This window comes from Microbacterium sp. H6, assembly GCF_003314775.1.
In the GTDB taxonomy this organism is placed as follows: Bacteria; Actinomycetota; Actinomycetes; order Actinomycetales; family Microbacteriaceae; genus Microbacterium; species Microbacterium oxydans.
The window spans coordinates 17,431-36,835 of record NZ_QOAY01000049.1 but is presented as its reverse complement, the minus strand read 5'-3'; the positions used below and the strand labels follow the sequence as shown (position 1 = coordinate 36,835).

Sequence of the window (19,405 nt, the reverse complement as noted above, 5' to 3'; positions counted from 1 at the left end):
GTCGTCGGGATGGACGACTGCCTCGGTCCGCTGCATCTCGCGGCGCATGCGAACCTGCGCTCGGTCGTCACCGGATTCGGCGATGACCCCTCATCGGCCTCCCGCCCCTTCGACCGTGCGCGGAGCGGTTTCGTCATGGCCCAGGGCGCCGCCGCGGTTCTGCTCGAGGCCGCAGACCTCGCCGACGAACGCGGCGCACGCCCTCTCGCGACGGTCGCCGGGTTCGGTGCGACCAGCGACGCCCACCACGCCACGGCACCGGATCCGGCCGCCGCGGGAGCGACCAGGGCGATCAACGCCTGTCTCGCCGATGCCCGCACGACCGCATCCGCAGTCGATCATGTCAACACCCACGGCACGGGCACGGTGCTCGGCGACGCGGCCGAGCTCATCGCACTCGAGCAGGCGCTGGGAGCGAGGGCACCGTCGGTTCCGCTCACGGCGACGAAGTCCACCACCGGGCATCTGCTCGGCGCAGCAGGCGTCGTCGAGACAGCGATCGCTGCGATGACCCTGCGCGACCAGGTGCTGCCTCCGACGATCAACCTGACCGACCCCGACGCGGAGGGCTGGGACTTCGTGCGCGACCAGGAGCGACGGCATCCGGTCCGCACAGTGCTGTCGACATCGTTCGGCTTCGGGGGTCACAACGCGGCGCTGCTGCTCAGGCTTCCGAGGTGAACTGCGCCCGTGCGGCTCCGTTCGCCTCTCCTCCGCGGCGAGGTCACCGCGGAGACGGCACCAGCACGACCTTCCCTCGCTTCCCCGCTCACGCTTCTCCCCCCGGCCGTGTCCCGCGCCGTTCAACGGCCGCGCTCACCCGTGGAGCGAGCACCGCCGCCGCGATCGCGATCACCGCAGCCAGGGCGAACACTCCCAGGAACGGGTCCGCGGTGGCCAACGCCGTGAACAGCGTCCCCGTGATGGCGAGCGCCATGGCACTGCCGAACGAATCGGCGACCGTCATCGCGCCGCTGTTGAAGCCTTGATTCTCCGGTGTCGACATCGCGAGCGTCAGCGCGCTGGTACGTGGGCTCATGAGCCCCATCCCCAGACCCTCCACGATCCAGGCGACGGCGAGCAGTGCGGCGTCCGCCCTGATGGCTGTGATCGCGACGGTCAGCACGATGCCGACGAAGACCAGGATCGTGCCGATGCGCACCGCCGTCACGCTCGAGAGGCGAACGCCCATCCGCCCCTGGACCGTCGCCGCGACCGACCACGAGAGCGCACCTCCGGTCAGGGCGAGCCCCGCGAGGGTCGGCGACAGGTCATAGCGATCGGTGAGCAGGTACGGCAGGTAGATCTGCGCGCCGAAGAACGCGGCAGCTGCGAGCCCGCGGACGAGGATGACCGAGGGCAGCCCCCGCTGCGCGCGGAAGGTTCCGCGGGGAACCAGCGGGCGAACCGCGATCAGGGCGACGATCACAGCGACGACCGCCAGCACCGGGCCGACACCGGGGATGTCGCCGACCAGGTTCAGCGTCAGCACCGCGGCCGCCGCCAGAATCGACCAACCGAGGCGGCCGTATGCCCACGGTGTCGTCGCATCGCCGTCGCTCGAGAGACCGCGAAGGGCTGGAATCACCATCAGCAGCGCCACGAGCACCAGGATCACCACACCGAGGAAGACCCAGTGCCAGCTCCAGAGCTCGGTCACGGCTCCCGCGACCGTTGGTCCGATCAGCGAGGGGATGACCCACGCAGCCGCGAATCCGGCGAAGATCGCGGGGTGCAGCTCCTGCGGGTAGACCCGGGCGACGACGACGTACAGTGCCACCATCAGGCCGCCGCTGCCGAGACCCTGCGCGAACCGGCCGGCGACGAGGACCTCCATGCTCGGGGCGAGACCGGCGATGAGCAGCCCCACGATGAACATCGCGACCGCGGTGTACAGCGGGGCGACCGGCCCCCGACGATCGGCCCAGTTTCCCGCGATCACCATGCCGATGACCCCGGTGGCGAGAGGACCGGCGAACGCCAGCGCGTATAGCCGTTCGCCGCCGAGGTCGGCACTCACGGTCGGCATCACCGTCGTGACCGCCAGGGACTCGAACGCCCCCAGGAACACGAGCGCGCACGCGCCGATCGTGATCCACACGTATTGGCTGCTCATGATGCGAGCTGCGGCTGCATCCGGCGTCGCCGCCTGCTCGGTCTCCGAAGTCATGATGACGACAGTAGAACCTCAAGTGAGGTTGAGGTCAAGAACGGATCTCGCGATGCCTCAGCGCACCGGAAGGAAGTGCGTCGGCGTCGGGACCTGCGCTTCGTGGCGGATACCGAGCGGCGCGCCCGTGCGCTCGTCGAGGTCGATCAGAGTGATGGTGTCGGAGCGCTGCCCCGCGACGAGCATCTTGCCCTCGTGGACGAGGTGGTGACGCGGCCAGTCGACGCCCGAATCGGCGAGCGCCACCGACTCCAAGGCCTCGCCTCCGCCGCGCACCCGCAACGCCGCGATCGTGTTGCTTCCACGCAGGGCCGTGTAGAGGAACTGCCCGTCGCGAGTGCGGGCGAGCTCGGCGGGGAAGTCTGTGCCCACTTCGGCGATCGGGCTCGTCAGCGCCACCGACACGACGCTCCAGGTGCCGTCGGCCGCGCGCGCGAGCGTGAACACCTCGCACGAGTACTCGGTGACCACGTGCAGGTGCCCGCTGGGGTGCAGCACCATGTGCCGCGGTCCGGTGCCGAGAGGCAGAACCACCTCGTGGTCGAGCACCAGCCCGCTGCCGCTCTGCCGCCAGAACCGCACGAGGTCGAACCCGAGGTCGGTCGTGGCGACGCGTCCGTCGGGGAGGAACACCGCGGCGTGCGCATGCGAGACACGGTCGCCGCCCATGCCGTACGGGTCCACCGCCGCGACGCCGTCTCCGGGAGGGGTGGGAGCGGGAGCATCGGGATCCGCGTCGTCCCCGAACAGGGCCTCGCGGAGTGCCGCCGCCGCATCCGCCTTCGCGGGGACGATGCGCCCCTCCGCGTCCAGCCCGAGTCTCACGACACGACCGTCGCCGTAGCAGCTGGCGATCAGCGCCGAGCCGTTCGGGGCGACCGCCACATGACACACGTACTGGCCGACCGGCGCGGGCGCACCCAGCGGGGCCAGCACACCCTCACCCGCACGGACGAACGCCTGCACCGCGGAGTCACCCTCCAGTGCCGCGTAGACGATGTCGAGGGTCGGATGCTGCGCCAGCCAGGACGGCGACGGAACCTCCACCGCAGTGCCACGGTAGGCGAGGGTGGATGCCTCGCGGCCCTCGTCCCCCGCGAGCAGGCCGATGCCCTCGGCCGAACCGTCCATCGCGGGGCCGTAGCCGCCGAGCCAGAAGCGCGTCATCGGGTGCGGATCAGTCGAGCAGGTCGTGACGGACGATGACCTGGTCGCGCTCCGGGCCGACACCGATCACCGAGATGCGCGTGTTGCTCATCTTCTCGAGCGCCAGCACGTAGTCCTGCGCCGTCTGCGGCAGGTCCTCGAAGGTCCGAGCGACCGAGATGTCCTCACTCCAGCCGGGGAAGTACTCCAGGATCGGCTTCGCGTGGTGGAAGTCGGTCTGGTTGACCGGCACCTCGTCGAATCGCTCGCCATCGACGTCGTAGGCGACGCACACGGGGATCTGCTCCAGGCCCGTGAGGATGTCGAGCTTCGTGAGCACGAGGTCGGTGATGCCGTTGATGCGCGTGGCGTAGCGCGTGATGGGGGCGTCGTACCAGCCCACCCGGCGCGGGCGGCCGGTCGTGGTGCCGAACTCGAAGCCCTGCTTGCGCAGCCACTCGCCCTGCTCGTCGAACAGCTCGGTCGGGAACGGACCCGAGCCCACGCGGGTCGTGTAGGCCTTGACGATGCCGACGATGCGGTCGAGCGCACCGGGACCGACGCCGGAGCCCGTCGCCGCTCCTCCGGCTGTCGCCGAAGACGAGGTCACGAACGGGTAGGTGCCGTGGTCGATGTCGAGCATCGTGGCCTGGCCACCCTCGAACACCACGACCTCATCGCGGTCGAGCGCCTCGGCGATCAGGTAGCCCGTGTCGGCGACCATCGGCCGCAGCCGCTCGGCGTAGGAGAGCAGGTCTTCCACGATCTCGTCGCACGTGACCGCACGGCGGTTGAAGACCTTCACCAGCAGGTGGTTCTTCTGGTCGAGAGCGCCCTCGACCTTCTGGCGCAGGATGTTCTCGTCGAACAGATCCTGCACCCGGATGCCGACACGGTTGATCTTGTCGGCGTACGCCGGGCCGATGCCGCGGCCGGTCGTGCCGATGTTGCGCTTGCCGAGGAACCGCTCCGTCACCTTGTCGAGCGTGCGGTGGTACTGCGTGATGATGTGCGCGTTGGCGCTGACCTTCAGCCGCGAGACGTCGATGCCACGGGCGGCGAGCGCCTCCAGCTCGGAGAACAGCACCTCGAGGTCGATGACCACGCCGTTGCCGATCACCGGAGTGACGCCGGGCGACAGGATGCCGGAGGGCAGCAGGTGCAGCGCGTACTTCTCGTCGCCGACGACGACGGTGTGTCCGGCGTTGTTGCCGCCGTTGAACTTCACCACCCAGTCGGTGCGCTCACCGAGCAGATCGGTGGCCTTGCCCTTTCCTTCGTCGCCCCACTGCACGCCGACGATAACGATTCCTGGCATGGGTAACCCCCTGGCTTTCGCCGGGTTTGCACCGGCCGATGAGCTGGCCCTCTTCGGGCCGTCCCATCCTATCGAAGGGTTCCTCGACGGCCCTCCGGCCGCTCGACCGCTCCGGTCGCGATATGACAGCCTCGGCGGCCGTTGAAGATGGAATATCGCGACCGGAGCGGTCGTCGTCCGAAATACGACGGGGGATGGCACTCGCGCGGCTCGCTCGATGTCGGACACCCCTGCCAGGATCGGAGGATGCCAGCAGCCGCATCCGGCGACCCCGAGATCACCTCCGACGGGATCCGTGCCGACGACGGAGCACCCGAGAAGCCCCGGATGCCCGCGAACCCCGGGACGCCGAAGAAGCCGGGTGCGCTCGTCCTCGCCGCCGCACTGGTCACAGTGGTGCTGTGGGCGTCGGCGTTCATCGGCATCCGCGGAGCGGGTCCGCACTACGACCCGGGCGCTCTGGCGCTGCTCCGCATGGCCGTCGGCACGGCCGTGCTGACGATCATCGCGATCCGACACGGCATCCGCATCCCCGCCCGACGCCACTGGCTGCTCATCGCGGTCTGGGGCATCGGCTGGTTCTGCGTCTACAACCTCGCGCTCAACAGCGCGGAACTGACCCTCGATGCGGGCACCGCTGCGATGGTCGTTAACCTCGCACCCCTCATGGTCGTGGTGTTCAGCGGACTGTTCCTGCGTGAGGGATTCCCGAAGCCGCTCGTGATCGGCGCACCCATCGCCTTCCTCGGGGTCGTGCTCATCGGCATGAACTCCACCTCCGGCGCCGGCCCCGACATCACGGGACTCCTGCTCGCCCTCCTCGCCGCTGTCATGTACGCAGGCTGCACGCTCGTGCAGAAGCGTCTGCTCACCTCGGGTGTCGACGCCACCACCCTCACGTGGCTCGGCGCGGGGGTCGGCACCGTCGCGCTGCTGCCCTGGATCGGCAACCTCATCGGCTCGCTCCAGACGGCACCGCTCGATGCGACGCTCTGGGTCGTCTACCTCGGCATCTTCCCCACGGCGATCGCTTTCACGACGTGGGCGTACGTTCTGCAGCGCAGCACTGCGGGGCAGACGTCGGCCACCACCTATGTCGTGCCGGCAATCGCGATCCTGATGTCGTGGGCGATCCTGGGGGAGGTGCCGACGCCGCTGATGTTCCTCGGCGGCGCGCTCTGTCTGCTGGGCGTGCTGATCACGCGTCTGCGGTGGCGGCGACGCGCCTGAGTCATCGCCCCCCACCGCCGCGGCCCGCGAGTGACGCTACAGTTTCGCTCGGAGGCGAAATGACGACCTGGTGGCCCTACGTACGACTGGCAGCATCGGTTCTGGCCGTGGCGGCGATCGTCGCCCAGCTGGTGCGCACTCTCGAGATCGCCCTCAGCTCGGAGACCGCGTGGGGCTCGCATCTGCCCACGGTCGTGGCGAACTTCTTCAGCTTCTTCACGATCCTCTCCAACGTGCTGGCGGCCGTGGTCCTCGCCATCGGCGGCATCTGGGCTCTCGCGAACCGGAAGACCACGTCGGCCGAACCGCGGTGGCTGGCGGTGCTCCTGGTGTGCGCCAGCACCTACATGATCGTCACCGGCGTCGTCTACAACACGCTGCTGCGCGGGATCGAGCTGCCCCAGGGCTCGACCGTCCTCTGGTCGAACGAGGTGCTGCACGTGGTCATCCCGGTCATCATGCTCGTCGACCTGCTCTTCGCGCCTCGCCGTCGGGCGCTCGGCTGGAGTGCGGTCGGGATCGCCGCGATCTTCCCGATCGTGTGGGTCGCCTACACGCTGATCCGGGCGAACCTCGTGATCGCGCCCGCGACAGGCGAACCATGGTGGTATCCGTATCCGTTCCTGAATCCCCACCTCAACGGCGGCTACGGGGGCGTGGCGCTCTGGGTGCTGCTGATCGCCGCGATCATCATCGCCACCGCCGCCTTCGTGGTCTGGGTCGGCCGGTTTCGGGGCACGCGCGACACCGCGTGACGATGCCCCTCCCCTCCACAGACGGAGGGAAGGGGCATAGACCGAGAGGCTCAGACTGCGGCGAGCGCCTCGCGGTCATCATCACGCGGCTGACCCGCGATGATCCGTGTCGTCTCGGTGGCGTCCGGATCGACGTCGAGATAGCGCTCGAGCGAATCGTCGAGCTCTTCGAGCCACGGCGTGTGGTGCACGACGGCGATCGTGCCCGTCATGACCGACTCGTAAGTGCGGTCGCGATAGCCCACGATGTCTTCCTTCTTGTCGTGCTTCCACGCGAGGAAGATCTCCACGACCCGGTCGATGTCGAACTCCGGGTAGTCGGTGAGCTGGAGGAGATCACGGATGTAGTCGGCCTGGAAGCGGATCTCCGCCGCGGCCGAGTCGATGCGGTCGAAACGGGCGCGCCACTCGGCGATGGAGGCCGCGCGCTCCTGCTCGTCGGGCAGTTCGAGACGGCCGAGGATGAGGTCGCGCACGTACCAGGCCTGCACGTCGAACATGTTGAACGTGAACCACTGGTCCTGCGCGCCCAGGTAGGTCAGACGCGGATTCCCCTGCCACACGACACCCCGGTACAGCCCTTCGGGGTAGACGTTGTTGGGCGACGACAGGGCCAGGTCATCGGGCAGGAACGGGTACTTGTGCAGATATCCCGTACACAGGATGACCGCGTCGACATGCTTCGAGGTCCCGTCGGCGAAGAATGCCGTGCTGCCCTCGAAGCGCTCGACGACCGGACGCTCCTCGATGCCTTCGGGCCAGTCATAGCCCATCGGTGCCGAACGGAAGCTCGCCGTGACCGAACGGGCACCCATCTTGAACGCCTGGCTGCCGATGTCCTCCGCCGAGTAGCTCGACCCGATCACGAGCACATCGCGATCTGCGAAGGCCTCTGCGCCTCGGAAGTCGTGGGCGTGGCTGATGTAGCCGGGGAAGGTCTCGATCCCGGGGAAGTCCGGCACGTTCGGGAAGGAGAAGTGCCCGGTGGCGACGATGACGCGATCGAACTCCTCGACGTGCGACCGGCCGCTCGGCAGATCCTCACTGGTGAGGGTGAAGACCTCGCGCTCCTCGTCGAACTCGATCCAGCGCACCACGGTCTGGAAGCGGATCAGCTCCCGCACATCGCTCTTCTCCAGGCGTCCGGCGATGTAGTCCCACAGCACGGGGCGCGGCGGGTACGAGGAGATGGGACGGCCGAAGTGCTCGTCGAAGCTGTAGTCGGCGAACTCCAACGCCTCCTTCGGGCCGTTCGACCACAGGTTCCGGTACATGCTCGAATGCACGGGTTCCCCGAACTCATCGAGTCCTGTGCGCCAGGTGTAGTTCCACTGTCCGCCCCAGTCGGCCTGCTTCTCGAAGCAGACCAGCTCAGGGATCTCCGCCCCCGCGCGGGCTGCGGATTCGAAGGCCCGCAGCTGTGCCATGCCCGAGGGGCCGGCGCCGATGATCGCTACTCGTTCTCTATTCGTCACGTATCGTCCTCACACTTGCGTCATATATCGATGAGCGGCCGCATCCGAGCGAGGAACAGGTCTGTCCCGGTGGGAGCGGAAAGCTCGACCGACCCGGAAAGCGGCTGCTCTTCGACGTTAGCAGGGCCGGTGATCGGCCCCGGAAGCGACTTCGATCACCGGTCCGACTAGTCCTCTCCCGTCGAGGCAAGAGGACCTCCTGTCGATCTGGACCATCTGGATCTCGCATATCGAACGCTTCAGATCGGCGGGTTGCTCCGTGTGGATGAAGTGCTAGATTCGGTCGCGTGAATCCGATTGAGGCGTCTTTATACACACGCGGCCCGCTACGCGCAGTGATCGACCTCAACGAAACATGCAATCTGAAGTGCGACTATTGCCACGTCAACGCGGGGTTCATTCCGAAAGACGGCGTCGGCCCGACGCTGCCTCAGGCGCACTTCCGCTCCATTCTTGATGAGCTCAGCGAGATGGGCACTTTCGAAGTCACGCTCACCGGCGGCGAAGTGACGACGATGAAGGATTTCCACGAATACCTCGACATCGTGGCCGATTATCCGCGCCTGACGTTTCAGATCATCACCAACGGCACGCTCCTGATGCCGAAGATGTTGAACCACATCGTCGGCTCAGGGGTCAGGCGCATCTCGCTCTCCCTCGACGGCGCAGAGGCGGCGAACGACAAGCACCGGGGCCAAGGATCATGGACCCGCGCCGTCCGAGGAATGCGGGCGGCGATCGAGTCCGGCATCACGGTGAACATCATCTCCGTCCTGACGAAAGACAACTTCCGTGAGTGGCGGAGCTTCGTGACGGACATGAAAGCGCTCGGCGCGTCGTCGATCGATCTCAGCCCGATGTGCCAGCTGGGGAGAGCACAGTCGTTGGACAGTGCCGCCCTCGACCTTCAGGATCTGCAGTGGTTGGAATCGGGTTTCCGCGCCTATCAGGATGATCTCCCCGAGAAGTCGACCAGCGTCAGGCTCAACCTGGGTTCGACGCGAGTCGGGCAGTGGGACGGCGAGCCCGCCCCGATCCACATCGTCCAGGACATGTATCCCGGAACTCAGATCGTCTTCCGTCTGAGCGGTACGACGACGTCGAACCGCATCATCGGCAAGAGTCAGGTGCTCGGGAACCATTACACATCCTCGGTGCGCGAGATGTGGAGTTCCTCCCACTCGGACAGACTTGCCTCCTTCCTGAACGCTCAGCAGGACGCCTCGCAGAATCTCACCAGCTACTACGGCATCAGCGTGCTCGCCCCGGAACGCGTCATCGACGCCGAGCTGCAGGCACTCTCCACCCCCGCCGACGGCTCTGCCGAGATCAATTGGAATGCGGATGAGTACCTCATCAGCGCCGGTATCGAGAGGAATGTGAACAACCGATGATCGAAGACTCCCTTGCACAGGAAGCCGGCGTGCCGTGGGCCGCACCGAGGCTCCGGTTCGACGATGTCAAGGGAGACCTGCAGAGCGTGGTCGAGGGTGACCAGTGGACCAGGGGGATGTACACCCGCATCCTCGAAGACCGCCTAGGGGATGCCGTCGGACGGTACTGCGTGCTGACCTCCTCCGGCACCTCTGCGCTGATGGCCAGCCTGTTCCACGCGGCCGATCGCGGAGGCAGGAGAGTGGCGGTGCCCGACTTCGGCTATCACGCTGCTGCGCGGGCGGCGGCCCTGTCCGGCTCGACGCTCCATCTTCTGGATTCCTCGGCCGATACGCCGACGATCGACGCCGCAGCCGCCCTGAGCCTGAACGCCCCCATCACCGTGGGCATGCACTACATGGACATCCTGTTCAGCTCGTCGCTCGGAGATCTGCGAACGAAGAAGCGTCTGCTGATCGAGGATTCGGCAGCAAGTCTGCTCGTCCAGGACCGCGATCGTCGTGCAGGGACTCTCGGAGACATGTCTGTCATCAGCCTGCACGCGAGCAAACCGATCGCGGCCGGCGAGGGCGGGGCGATCTTCGTCGACGACCGCCAGGAAGCGGATGCCCTACGGCGGATCGTGCAGAGAAACGGTCTCATCGAGTCCACCACGTACAAGGTGGGAAGCTCCCAGTCGCTCAACGCCAACATCAGCGAGCTCAACGCCGTTCTGGGTGCCGCTTCGCTCGCACGGGCGCAACGCCATCTTCCCGACTTGGTGTCCTTGCGAAAGGACTTCATCTCCGCACTCGGTGCGGTGCTCGACGAGTCGTTCCCTGCGACGACCGTCCTCCGGTCGACCGATGCCGACTTCGGTCCGGTGTCGCTTCTCATGGAGAACGAGAGCCAGCGGGATCACGTGCTGCGCACCCTGCGCTCTCGGGGCATCCAGGCACGCGCGATGTGGTTGTACGCGGCCCATGATGACCCCGCGATACGCGCTGCGGTCGAGGGACCGATCGCGACGTTCCCCCGGGCGGACGACTGGCGACGCCGCCTCCTCAACCTCCCCTTCCACTGGGGGTTCACCTCTCAGCACTCGCGAACGATTCTGGAGGCGTTCGAGAGCATGTCGACGGAGACCCCCTAGCCGCATGTTGCGGATGCATCTGCTCCGGCTCCTCTTCCGGAGCAGTCACGTTCGCTTCCGATCGCCTACGGGAACCGCCAGATTCGCACCATTGAAGGCGGCGCAGCTGCGCGAATCCGCCTACGTGATCGCGTTCACCGCCGACGGGTCGCATGTGCTGCTCGCACCACGAGACGACGGTGCAGGGCTGGAGATCCCCGGAGGCGGACGGGACGCAAGGGAGTCGATCCGGGATGCGGCCCTGCGTGAGACTTTCGAGGAAACGGGCGTCACGATCGCGGGCGAGCTGAGAAAGCTGCTCGTGCATCTCGATTGGTTCTTCGACGAGTCCGATGGACGAATGTACGTCTCGAAGCAGCATTTCTTTATCGCATCGCTGCCGCCAAGAACACCTGTCAGCGACCAGTCCCTGCTCACCGAGACAAGCTCTGCCGGAGATCACCTGAATCCCAATGATGCAGACGTGATCGCGCTTGCATTTCAGAAGAGACTGTAATCGGGTGACCTTTCGCAAGAGCATCCTCTACTTTCGACCCCATTGCGATCGACATCCGCTGTGGTAGCGTCGCAGGCGTTGACCAGCTGTTGCTATAAGAGTTTGAAAGGTACGCATCATGAAGACGATCTCGAAAACCCTCGGAACCACCGCTGTCGCTGCCGGCGCGCTCGCACTCTCGGCTGTTCCGATCACGGTGCAGGCCGTGGTCAATTCCTCTGATGTCCCCAGCGCGGCCAACCGGGCAGGGCAGACGTCCGGCACGTCCTCCGTCGGTCCGACGGTGACGAACGGCCAGCACGTCACCACGCTCGCCGACCGGAAGATCATTCCGTAAGCAATCGTCAAGCTCGTCCCTCCGGTGGTAACCGCCCCCAGCTCCACGGCACTGACGCAGGCACTGTCGGCCGCGAACGAAGCCGTCACCGAGTACTCGATTCGCGAAGGTGTGAATCCTGCATTCGCGCTCCTCGTCGGCAGCGTCCCTACGGGTCTCGCCAACAGCAAGAGCGACATCGACGTCTTCCTCGTCACCCTCGACAACCCCGGCGGAGCCGCTGGGGGTGAATTGTATGCGAATCAATTCACCATCGGGGACAAGCGCGTCGATATCGAGACCTGGACGATCGGAGAGTTTGGCCGAACCGTTGCGCGTATTGTCGATGCTCTCCGCGTCGGGCAATCGCGAGTGCACGCGCTGGGGGAGATGAGATCACCCGATTTCGACTTCCTCAGTCGCGTGGTCTCCGCTGTCCCTGTGATCGGCGAAGGCTTCTACTCGTCGTGGGTGAGCGCGAACCTCCCCCGAGAGGGAGAGTACGAGCAGGTGCTGTCTGCACGATTCGCTCTCGAGGCCGCCGCAACGCTGGAGGATGCCGAAGGTTTCGCGGAGGCCGGGAACCGGGACGGTCTTGGATTCTCCGCCTCTCGGGCCACCAACTTCGCCGTGAAGTCGTGGGTGGCAGCGACCGGCGATGTGTACTTCGTCGACAAGTACGCCTTCACCCAGGCAGTTCGGCAGGGTATGCCCTCGGAGCAGTTGGCGCGCGCGCGAAGATTCGGTCAGTACGAGTGGATTCGTGAATCGGATCCGCGGTTCATGGAACTCCAGACGTTCCTGCAGGATTTCCTCATCGCCAGCCAGATCCTGTCCAACCGATTCCCGGTCGACCGATCGACCACGACTCCGAGCTTCCGCTCGAATCACATGCCGATTCAGATCGCGGACGGAGTTCTCCTGAATGAGGAGGGGAAGAACCATGTGCTGCTCTCCGTCGTCGCCGCGAAGGTCTGGCAGGCGCTGATCACCGGCGACGAAGCGTCCCTTCCTCCTGCGGACGTCGATCTCATCAGACCGCAGCTTGAGGCTGCCGGAGTGATCGAGCGCATCTAGACGGCGCTCGGGAAATCGTTCATCTGAACGCCGAACAACAAGAGGGATAAAAGCGTGAGCGGATACATCGTCGAACTCGAAGGCACGGACGGCACAGGGAAATCGACCGTCGCCGGCTCGCTGGCCTCGGAGCTCGGCGGGACGGTCTTCTCGCGCGTCACGGCAAACGCGGACACGTCGCTCGACCGCCTGACCCGAAGCGTCGGCACCTTCTTCGGTGAATCGCTGGACGATGTACCGGCGTTGGAGGTGCTCGCCCTTGCCGCCATCACTCAAGACGCGGCCATCCTCGAGAGTCAGGTCCTCCCCCACGTGCGCGCAGGTGGGGTCGCGGTTCTGGACTCGTGGTGGTTGAAGACGTCGTGCCGTTTCGTGATCGAAGCGGAGAATCTCGGCTATGAGCAGAGCCGCATCCACCGGATCGCCGGCTGGATCGACGATCTGGCCTACTGGCGCACGTGGCCGGATCTCACCGTCTACACCGCCGTCCTCGAACTCGACGACTCGACTGTGCGCGCACGTTACGAGCAACTCCCGGAGGAGCGGCGTGACATCGTCATCGGCAGGGACGGACGCAATTCCGTCGACCCCGATGAGTTCGTCGACTTCGTCTCACGCATACGACACCTCATCAGGAAGAAGTCGGAGGGGATCGATACATCGCGCACGTTCATGAACACCTCGGACGATCACGGTATCGCTTGCTCGAACGCGATCGCCGAGTGGATCCGCCTCGCGCAGAACGCAGACGGTTCCGGTGCGAGTGGTCATTGACTCCCGCAGCACCCTCGTCATCGATTTCGACGGGGTCATCGTCGATTCCGAGCCGATTCGGCGACGAGAGACGGAACGCTCGCATCGAGAGGGCGCGCCGAGGCAACAGACCTACGCACGCATCCAGGCCCTCATCATGCAGACGCCCCCGCGACCGGAAGCCCTCTCCTTGATCGCGCGTTTCCCCACGAAGGACATCGTGATCGCCACGAACAACCTCTCTGCCAACGTCCGCGAGTATCTGGATGCGTGGCTGCCCTCGCTCTCTGCCGCGTCCATCTTCAGTCGCCTCGACCTCGGCTTGGCCAAGGAGACCGAGGACTTCTGGCGACGGCTGGGAGCGATCCTGAATCGCCCCTCCGACACACTCCGCGTTTACGACGACAGCGCGGACGTCTGCGCGATCGCTGCCAAGGTCGGCATGCAGGTTCACCGCGTCGAGACCGGGGTGGCCGGATGAACGACGGCGCAGCTCCTCGCGTGCTCGTGGCCGGCGGGGCCGGTTTCCTCGGGAGCCATAGCGCGAAACGTCTGCGCCGAGATTTCCCCGAGTCCGTGATCACTGTGCTCGATCGCGAGGAAGGTCAGAACACCGACATCCGCGTCGACCTGACCGACGACCGAGCAACCATCGATGCCCTGAGAGACAGCGCGGACTACGACTGGGTGCTCAACTTCGCCGCTCTCTCTTTCGTTCCGTCGAGTTTCACCGAGCCTCGTCGGTACCTGACGAACAATGTCCTCGCCACCCAGAACCTCCTGGACGCTCTGAGCACGGGCGGATTCCGCGGGAAGCTCCTGCATTTCTCGTCGTGCGAGGTGTACGGAGACGCCACGAGACCATCGACGAAGGCACCGCTGGTGCCGAAGAGCCCCTACGCCGCGAGCAAGGCGGCTCAGGAGCTGGTGCTTCGTGCCCACCACATCGCCTCCGGGGGCGCCTACGCGGCGACCATCATGCGGCTCTACAACATCTATGGGCCCGGGCAACAGCACAATCGGCTGTTGCCGTCCGTCGTCCACGCGGCCGCGACCGGCGAGTCGCTCGCGCTGTCCGGGGACGGCGAGCAGACGAGAACGTTCCTGCATGTCGACGACCTCATGGATCTGCTCGTCTCCGTGGTCACGGCTGACGCGACGCGCACCGCTGAGGAGCTGCGGATCTACAACGTCGCTGGACCCGACGTGTTGAGCGTCAATGATGTCGTCACCCTCGCCCGGCGAGATGCCGCCATCCCCACCGTGACGGCGCCCAGCACTCCGGCAGCGTTGCGAGTGTCGGTGGGGGACCCGATGAACGTCATGGACGATTTCCGGTGGAGCCCGTCGAGGACGGTCGCGGATTTCATACGGAAGTCGATCTCAATTGTTGTCTAATCCGAAGAAGTGGGGATAGATCGTGCGTCTGGGAATCTATGGTCTCGGTCAGGTCGTGTTGGAGAGGCACCTCGATGAGCTACGCGCTATCCCGGAGATCTCCGTCACCCACATCGCGACGCGGGACAGCGCGCGCTTCTATCGTGCGATGGAGACCTACCGTGGAGACATGACCCGCGTGGGGTCCCTCTCCGCGCTCGCAGGCCACCCCGACATCGATGCCGTGCTGATCGCGACCCCCGCGTCGGATCTCCTGTCATCGGCGGAAGTGGCGCTCCGAGCCGGCAAGCTGGTCTACCTGGAGAAGCCTCTGGGCGCGTCCTACGCCGATGCCCTGCGCATCACCGCATTGGAGGGCGCCCGGGATCGAATGGTGGTCGGCGACAACTTCTATTTCCAGGAGAGGTTCGTCGCGGCCATCGGCCACACGCACGCCGCATGGCTCCCGGAAAGCACCTCGGCCGATATCGTCGATTATCTGAGAAGGGGAGATCGGGTCCGCTTCCGGTCCGACATGGATCTCTTCAAGGAGCATATCGTCCACCCCCTGGCGGCGCTGCACAGGCTGGGCCAGCCGGTGCTCGACGCACATGTGCGATCTGCCCGGGTCATTCGTGACATCGAGATCGGACAGATCGTCGACATGCACCTCGTGTCCGGCGAATGGAACGGCACGATTCGAAGTGTCATCACCGACGCCTGGTCGCGAGACAGATACGTCTTCCGCGGCGAACGCGGCGAGGTCGTCATCGAGCATGTCCATGACTTCGAAACGGCAGCTCAGCTGGGCAGGAGCGTCTACAACGACTTCCTCGATGTCGACGGCGACTCGGTGCCATTGCGCTCTCCCGCCCCCAGTGGCATGTTCGAAGCCTGGAACGTGCTTCTCGGGCTCTCGGCCGGAGACCGCAAAGCCACCGCCGAGGCTCACCGCGTGCTCGAGGCGAGCCTCAACGCCGTTCGCATACGGGATGAGGCGCTTGCCCTGCTTCACGAAAGCAGCTGAGTTGCCTTCGGTCAGCATCCTCGGCTCGAGTGGAGCGGGCAAGTCGGTCATCCTCGATCGCTGCGCCGAGCTGGGCCCTCTCGCCTCCGGGCACGGCGAGTATTCGGTGGTCGGCATCGCGTGCCACGAGTGGGAAACCTGGGAGAGCTTCCTCACCGATCCCGGGCGTTACGCCTTCGCAAACCAAATGGAAGCACTGCGCAAGACCGTCGACACTCTCGTCTGCGTCGAACGACTCAGCGGCCCGTTCGATTACGTCGTGACCGATGCCTCGCCGATGCGCGTGAAGATGTACACGGAGATCATGTTCGACGTCGATCTTCTGTCACCGGAGGAGTTCGGCCGATGGCAGTCCGAATACCGTCACCAGCTCACGAGAATTCCTCGTTCCGCGGCGTTTCTGTATCTGGTTCTGGACACGGGAGAACGGGCCCTCCGAGATGGTGCGGGAGGACACGATGGACGCTGGTCCAACGGCGATCAGCTGAAGGCACTCCTCGACGCACGCTTCGACGATCTGCTCGCTGAGCGGCGAGCGACCGGCGAGCTCGGCGCCACGGTGGTCGCGTCGGCGACGCCGGCCGAGATGCTCGCGGACTTCCGGAAGCGACTTCTCGAGGATGCGCGGACCCGACACGATGGTCGAGCACGGGAGTAGACGAGATCATCCGCTGGATGTACGACGCCGGCACTCAGGGCCGATGCCCTGTGCTGCGGCCCCGTCCTAGCGTGGAAGACATGTCAACCACCGTCTCCCCTTCAGCCCTGTCCGCCCCTGCGACCTCGACCGCGAAAGGGACGGTCAGTCTCGTTCTCGGGATCTGCTCTCTCTTCGCCGGCTGGACCTTCTTCGCGCCGGTCATCGGACTCATCTTCGGCATCCTCTCGCTGCGTCACGAGCCGCAGGCACGCACCAGGGCCGGCTGGGGAGTCGCCCTCAACGCGATCGCCATGAGCCTCTGGGTCATCACGCTCGTCGTCGTCCTCGCATTCGGAGGGGTCGCGGCCGTCGCGACGATGTTCGGCCAGTGAGGACGTGTGCCGCATGCATGACCCTTCGACGGATGCAGGGGGTCTGCACGACGAAACCTCCTGCATCCGCGATCGGTTCATGCAGGTGAGCGGAGCGTGATCGTCAGACCGCGCACAGCCGGCCGCTCCGTCGTTGCGATTACGCTGGTCCGCGGGGGACGGCCGCGACGCGGGTCCCCGAACGAGGGAGCCTACCGATGACCGAGTCCTCCACGCCGGACCTGCAGACGATCTCCGCACCGCCGCCTCCGCCCGGCCCCGCGCAGACGCACCCGCCGACACCTCCCGCCGCACCCACCAACGCCGCGCCCACGGACGCCGAGATGGCCAGGGCCTCCGAGGTGCTGCGAGTCATCTCGACCTCGTACTCCGCGAAGATGGTCGGCCAGGACCGTCTGCGCACCAGCCTGCTCGTCGCCCTCATCGCCGGCGGCCACATTCTGCTCGAGAGCGTGCCGGGACTCGCCAAGACCACCGCGGCGAGCACCCTCGCCGACACCGTGGAGGCGCAGTTCAAGCGCATCCAGTGCACCCCCGACCTGCTGCCGAGCGACATCACGGGCAACCAGATCTACGATGCGGCGACCGGCTCGTTCCGCACGGTGCTCGGCCCCGTGCATGCGAACTTCGTGCTGCTCGACGAGATCAACCGCTCCAGCGCCAAGACGCAGAGCGCCATGCTCGAGGCGATGCAGGAGCATCAGACCACGATCGGCGGAGAGATCCACCACCTGCCCAAGCCGTTCCTGGTGATCGCGACGCAGAACCCGATCGAGCAGGAGGGCACGTATGAGCTGCCCGAGGCGCAGATGGACCGCTTCCTGCTCAAGGAGATCGTCGAGTACCCGAGCCCCACCGAGGAGCTCGAGGTGCTCAGCCGCATCGACTCCGGCGTGCTCGACCCCGACCGGCACGTGACCAGCGCCGTCAGCCTCGACGACGTGCACCTGCTGCAGGATGTCGCGAGCCGCATCTACGTGGACCCCGCGATCCGCAACTACATCGTCTCGATCGCCTACGTCACCCGCAATCCCGCGCCGTACATCGGCGAGGAGCGCGCCCGCTTCATCAAGTACGGCGCGAGTCCGCGCGCGAGCATCGCCTTCCTGCAGGCCTCCCGTGCGCTGGCCCTCCTCAAAGGACGCGCGCACGTGCTGCCCGAAGACATCCGCGAACTGCGGCACCTGATCCTCCGGCACCGCGTGCTGCTGACGTTCGAGGCCGACGCCGAGGGCATCCGCAGCGAGGAGATCATCGACCAGATCTTCGCCTCGGTCCCGACCCCCTGACCCGGCACCTCGGGACTCATCGCCACATGCCCAGCCTGATCACGCAGGTGAAGAGCAAGCTCTTCATCCATTCGACGCGCAAGTCGCTGCACGCGCTCGACGGCGCCTACGCGTCGTTGCTGCGCGGACGGAGCCTCGACTTCGAAGACCTGCGCAAATACGAGTACGGCGATCAGGTGCGCGACATCGACTGGCGTGCGACCGCCCGACTGGGGACGCCCCTCGTGAAGCGCTCGCGCGCCACCCGCATGCACACCGTGCTGTTCGTCGTCGACACCGGGCGCTCGATGTCGGCCCTCGCGGCGGACGAGCAGTCGAAGAAGCAGCTCGCGATCCTCGCGACGGGTGTGCTCGGCGTGCTGACGCTGCGTCACGGCGACGACTTCACCACTGTCTACGGCGACTCCGCGAAGGTGCGCCGCCTCGCACCGGGACGCAGCGAGGGCGCTCTCGAACACGCGCTGCGCACGATCGACAGGGCCGTGGACGAGAGCAGCGCCCCGAGCGACCGCGATGCCCTGCTCTCCTTCGTCACAGGCACGATCGCCCGCCGCATGATCGTGGTGGTGATCACCGACGAGGCTCCCCTCACGAGCGAGACCGAACGGATGCTGCGCCGACTTCGAGTGCAGCACGACGTGCTGTGGCTCACGCTGCGCGATGCCGAGCCCGTGCTCGATCACGCCACGGGGCGCATCCGCAGGGACGTCGACAGCCGATGGCAGGTGCCGGGTTTCGTGCAGGGCGACCGCGAGATCGTGCAGGAGCTGACCGCCCAGCGCGACGCCGAAGCCGCGTACCTCGACGACCTGCTCACCCGCATGGAGATCAGCCACTCCACGCTGGACGGGCAGGACCATGCCGTCGCCCAGCTGCTGACGTTGCTGAACCGGAGGTCGAATGCCCGGCTCTGACGACCTCTACCCGCCGGCCCAGTACGGCTGGGGGTGGCTCCTGCTCGCGATCGGCATCCTCGCGCTGCTGGTGCTCGGTGCGTGGCTGTTGATCGCGCTCACGCGACCCCGTCGCACCCTCGCCACCGCGGACCCGAATGCCGGGCAGGCTCCGCTCATCATCGACGTGCTGTCGCAGCTGCGCACCGAGTACCTGGCCCGGATCCAGCAGATCGAGACGGACTACCGGGAACGGCGCCTGTCGGCGCGGCAGGCGAACGTCGAGTTGAGCAGGGTCGTGCGCGCCTTCGTGAACGAGTACAGCGGCCTGGAGGCGCCGGTGCTCGCACTCGACGACCTGGTGGCGCGCGGCGTCCACCCGGCTCTCATCGACGCGCTGGGCAGGCACTACTATCCGAGCATCTTCCGACCCGGCCCGGTGATCGACCCCGTGGCCGGCGCCGAAGCGGCGAGGACGGTGGTGCGCACATGGCACTAGCGAACATCTGGATGCTGGTGGGCGC

General features: G+C 66.2%; 21 protein-coding genes. 17 read left to right on the top strand and 4 right to left on the bottom strand.

What is annotated here, in order from left to right:
* Positions 1 to 681: beta-ketoacyl synthase N-terminal-like domain-containing protein (locus DSP71_RS23040; RefSeq protein WP_309472601.1), on the top strand; the 681-nt coding region annotated here is incomplete at its 5' end.
* An 88-nt stretch (positions 682 to 769) separates the two neighbouring features.
* Here the strand turns inward: DSP71_RS23040 and DSP71_RS03315 are convergent.
* Genes DSP71_RS03315 through DSP71_RS03305 form a run of 3 tightly spaced genes read right to left on the bottom strand, consistent with a single transcriptional unit; the run spans position 770 to position 4,634 of the window.
* Positions 770 to 2,170 (bottom strand): MFS transporter, encoded by a 1,401-nt coding sequence (locus tag DSP71_RS03315; RefSeq protein WP_396652041.1) that lies wholly within the window; start codon positions 2,168 to 2,170, stop codon positions 770 to 772.
* Between the two features lie 57 nt (positions 2,171 to 2,227).
* Positions 2,228 to 3,337, bottom strand: coding sequence for a beta-propeller fold lactonase family protein (locus DSP71_RS03310; protein ID WP_113680354.1), 1,110 nt, complete (start codon positions 3,335 to 3,337; stop codon positions 2,228 to 2,230).
* A gap of 10 nt (positions 3,338 to 3,347) precedes the next feature.
* On the bottom strand, positions 3,348 to 4,634 hold the full coding sequence (locus DSP71_RS03305; protein WP_058630871.1) for an adenylosuccinate synthase: 1,287 nt from the start codon (positions 4,632 to 4,634) through the stop codon (positions 3,348 to 3,350).
* A gap of 246 nt (positions 4,635 to 4,880) precedes the next feature.
* Here DSP71_RS03305 and DSP71_RS03300 point away from each other — a divergent pair, with 246 nt between their 5' ends.
* Positions 4,881 to 5,864 (top strand): DMT family transporter, encoded by a 984-nt coding sequence (locus DSP71_RS03300; RefSeq protein WP_257022337.1) that lies wholly within the window; start codon positions 4,881 to 4,883, stop codon positions 5,862 to 5,864.
* 59 nt (positions 5,865 to 5,923) lie between these two features.
* On the top strand, positions 5,924 to 6,619 hold the full coding sequence (locus DSP71_RS03295; protein WP_113680353.1) for a Pr6Pr family membrane protein: 696 nt from the start codon (positions 5,924 to 5,926) through the stop codon (positions 6,617 to 6,619).
* Positions 6,620 to 6,669: 50 nt separating this feature from the next.
* On the opposite strand, the gene DSP71_RS03290 is transcribed toward DSP71_RS03295, so the two are convergent.
* Positions 6,670 to 8,094, bottom strand: a complete 1,425-nt coding sequence (locus DSP71_RS03290) for an NAD(P)-binding domain-containing protein (protein WP_258546242.1) — start codon at positions 8,092 to 8,094, stop codon at positions 6,670 to 6,672.
* 287 nt (positions 8,095 to 8,381) lie between these two features.
* Here DSP71_RS03290 and DSP71_RS03285 point away from each other — a divergent pair, with 287 nt between their 5' ends.
* From DSP71_RS03285 to DSP71_RS03220, 14 genes are all read left to right on the top strand, one after another.
* Entirely contained in the window at positions 8,382 to 9,488 is a 1,107-nt protein-coding gene (locus tag DSP71_RS03285; RefSeq protein ID WP_082682527.1) for a radical SAM protein, read from the top strand.
* Positions 9,485 to 10,621, top strand: a complete 1,137-nt coding sequence (locus DSP71_RS03280; RefSeq protein WP_058630875.1) for a DegT/DnrJ/EryC1/StrS family aminotransferase — start codon at positions 9,485 to 9,487, stop codon at positions 10,619 to 10,621. The genes DSP71_RS03285 and DSP71_RS03280 overlap by 4 nt, the downstream gene beginning before the upstream one ends.
* 91 nt (positions 10,622 to 10,712) lie before the next feature.
* Positions 10,713 to 11,117 (top strand): NUDIX hydrolase, encoded by a 405-nt coding sequence (locus DSP71_RS03275; protein WP_058630876.1) that lies wholly within the window; start codon positions 10,713 to 10,715, stop codon positions 11,115 to 11,117.
* A 118-nt stretch (positions 11,118 to 11,235) separates the two neighbouring features.
* The gene (locus DSP71_RS03270; protein ID WP_058630877.1) at positions 11,236 to 11,454 is read left to right on the top strand and encodes a hypothetical protein; all 219 of its coding nucleotides are present in this window, start codon (positions 11,236 to 11,238) and stop codon (positions 11,452 to 11,454) included.
* A gap of 24 nt (positions 11,455 to 11,478) precedes the next feature.
* Complete coding sequence (locus DSP71_RS03265; protein ID WP_058630878.1) at positions 11,479 to 12,510, top strand: hypothetical protein; 1,032 nt, start codon at positions 11,479 to 11,481, stop codon at positions 12,508 to 12,510.
* Positions 12,511 to 12,564: 54 nt separating this feature from the next.
* Positions 12,565 to 13,284, top strand: a complete 720-nt coding sequence (locus DSP71_RS03260) for a hypothetical protein (protein ID WP_058630879.1) — start codon at positions 12,565 to 12,567, stop codon at positions 13,282 to 13,284.
* Positions 13,285 to 13,420: 136 nt separating this feature from the next.
* The gene (locus tag DSP71_RS03255) at positions 13,421 to 13,744 is read left to right on the top strand and encodes a hypothetical protein (RefSeq protein WP_181800652.1); all 324 of its coding nucleotides are present in this window, start codon (positions 13,421 to 13,423) and stop codon (positions 13,742 to 13,744) included.
* Positions 13,741 to 14,661, top strand: a complete 921-nt coding sequence (locus DSP71_RS03250; RefSeq protein WP_113680351.1) for an NAD(P)-dependent oxidoreductase — start codon at positions 13,741 to 13,743, stop codon at positions 14,659 to 14,661. Before DSP71_RS03255 ends, DSP71_RS03250 begins: the two co-directional genes overlap by 4 nt.
* A 22-nt stretch (positions 14,662 to 14,683) precedes the next feature.
* A complete protein-coding gene (locus DSP71_RS03245) occupies positions 14,684 to 15,667 on the top strand; it encodes a Gfo/Idh/MocA family protein (RefSeq protein WP_058630882.1) in 984 nt (327 codons plus the stop codon).
* 1 nt (position 15,668) lies between these two features.
* The gene (locus DSP71_RS03240) at positions 15,669 to 16,325 is read left to right on the top strand and encodes a deoxynucleoside kinase (RefSeq protein ID WP_061018800.1); all 657 of its coding nucleotides are present in this window, start codon (positions 15,669 to 15,671) and stop codon (positions 16,323 to 16,325) included.
* Between the two features lie 80 nt (positions 16,326 to 16,405).
* Positions 16,406 to 16,699 (top strand): hypothetical protein, encoded by a 294-nt coding sequence (locus DSP71_RS03235; protein ID WP_046748057.1) that lies wholly within the window; start codon positions 16,406 to 16,408, stop codon positions 16,697 to 16,699.
* Positions 16,700 to 16,896: 197 nt separating this feature from the next.
* Complete coding sequence (locus DSP71_RS03230) at positions 16,897 to 17,988, top strand: AAA family ATPase (RefSeq protein ID WP_374939226.1); 1,092 nt, start codon at positions 16,897 to 16,899, stop codon at positions 17,986 to 17,988.
* Between the two features lie 26 nt (positions 17,989 to 18,014).
* Complete coding sequence (locus tag DSP71_RS03225) at positions 18,015 to 18,902, top strand: DUF58 domain-containing protein (RefSeq protein ID WP_113680350.1); 888 nt, start codon at positions 18,015 to 18,017, stop codon at positions 18,900 to 18,902.
* Entirely contained in the window at positions 18,889 to 19,380 is a 492-nt protein-coding gene (locus DSP71_RS03220; protein ID WP_058630886.1) for a hypothetical protein, read from the top strand. Before DSP71_RS03225 ends, DSP71_RS03220 begins: the two co-directional genes overlap by 14 nt.
* The last annotated feature ends 25 nt before the right edge of the window (positions 19,381 to 19,405 follow it).

What these genes read in the sequence shown, in the direction of transcription:
- DSP71_RS03280 (WP_058630875.1), top strand. Translation starts at nt 9,485, where the DNA reads ATGATCGAAGACTCCCTTGCACAGGAAGCCGGCGTGCCGTGGGCCGCA.
- DSP71_RS03305 (WP_058630871.1), bottom strand. Translation starts at nt 4,634, where the DNA reads ATGCCAGGAATCGTTATCGTCGGCGTGCAGTGGGGCGACGAAGGAAAG.
- DSP71_RS03315 (WP_396652041.1), bottom strand. Translation starts at nt 2,170, where the DNA reads ATGACTTCGGAGACCGAGCAGGCGGCGACGCCGGATGCAGCCGCAGCT.
- DSP71_RS03300 (WP_257022337.1), top strand. Translation starts at nt 4,881, where the DNA reads ATGCCAGCAGCCGCATCCGGCGACCCCGAGATCACCTCCGACGGGATC.
- DSP71_RS03235 (WP_046748057.1), top strand. Translation starts at nt 16,406, where the DNA reads ATGTCAACCACCGTCTCCCCTTCAGCCCTGTCCGCCCCTGCGACCTCG.
- DSP71_RS03220 (WP_058630886.1), top strand. Translation starts at nt 18,889, where the DNA reads ATGCCCGGCTCTGACGACCTCTACCCGCCGGCCCAGTACGGCTGGGGG.
- DSP71_RS03255 (WP_181800652.1), top strand. Translation starts at nt 13,421, where the DNA reads ATGCAGACGCCCCCGCGACCGGAAGCCCTCTCCTTGATCGCGCGTTTC.
- DSP71_RS03270 (WP_058630877.1), top strand. Translation starts at nt 11,236, where the DNA reads ATGAAGACGATCTCGAAAACCCTCGGAACCACCGCTGTCGCTGCCGGC.
- DSP71_RS03295 (WP_113680353.1), top strand. Translation starts at nt 5,924, where the DNA reads ATGACGACCTGGTGGCCCTACGTACGACTGGCAGCATCGGTTCTGGCC.
- DSP71_RS03225 (WP_113680350.1), top strand. Translation starts at nt 18,015, where the DNA reads ATGCCCAGCCTGATCACGCAGGTGAAGAGCAAGCTCTTCATCCATTCG.
- DSP71_RS03310 (WP_113680354.1), bottom strand. Translation starts at nt 3,337, where the DNA reads ATGACGCGCTTCTGGCTCGGCGGCTACGGCCCCGCGATGGACGGTTCG.
- DSP71_RS03250 (WP_113680351.1), top strand. Translation starts at nt 13,741, where the DNA reads ATGAACGACGGCGCAGCTCCTCGCGTGCTCGTGGCCGGCGGGGCCGGT.
- DSP71_RS03230 (WP_374939226.1), top strand. Translation starts at nt 16,897, where the DNA reads ATGACCGAGTCCTCCACGCCGGACCTGCAGACGATCTCCGCACCGCCG.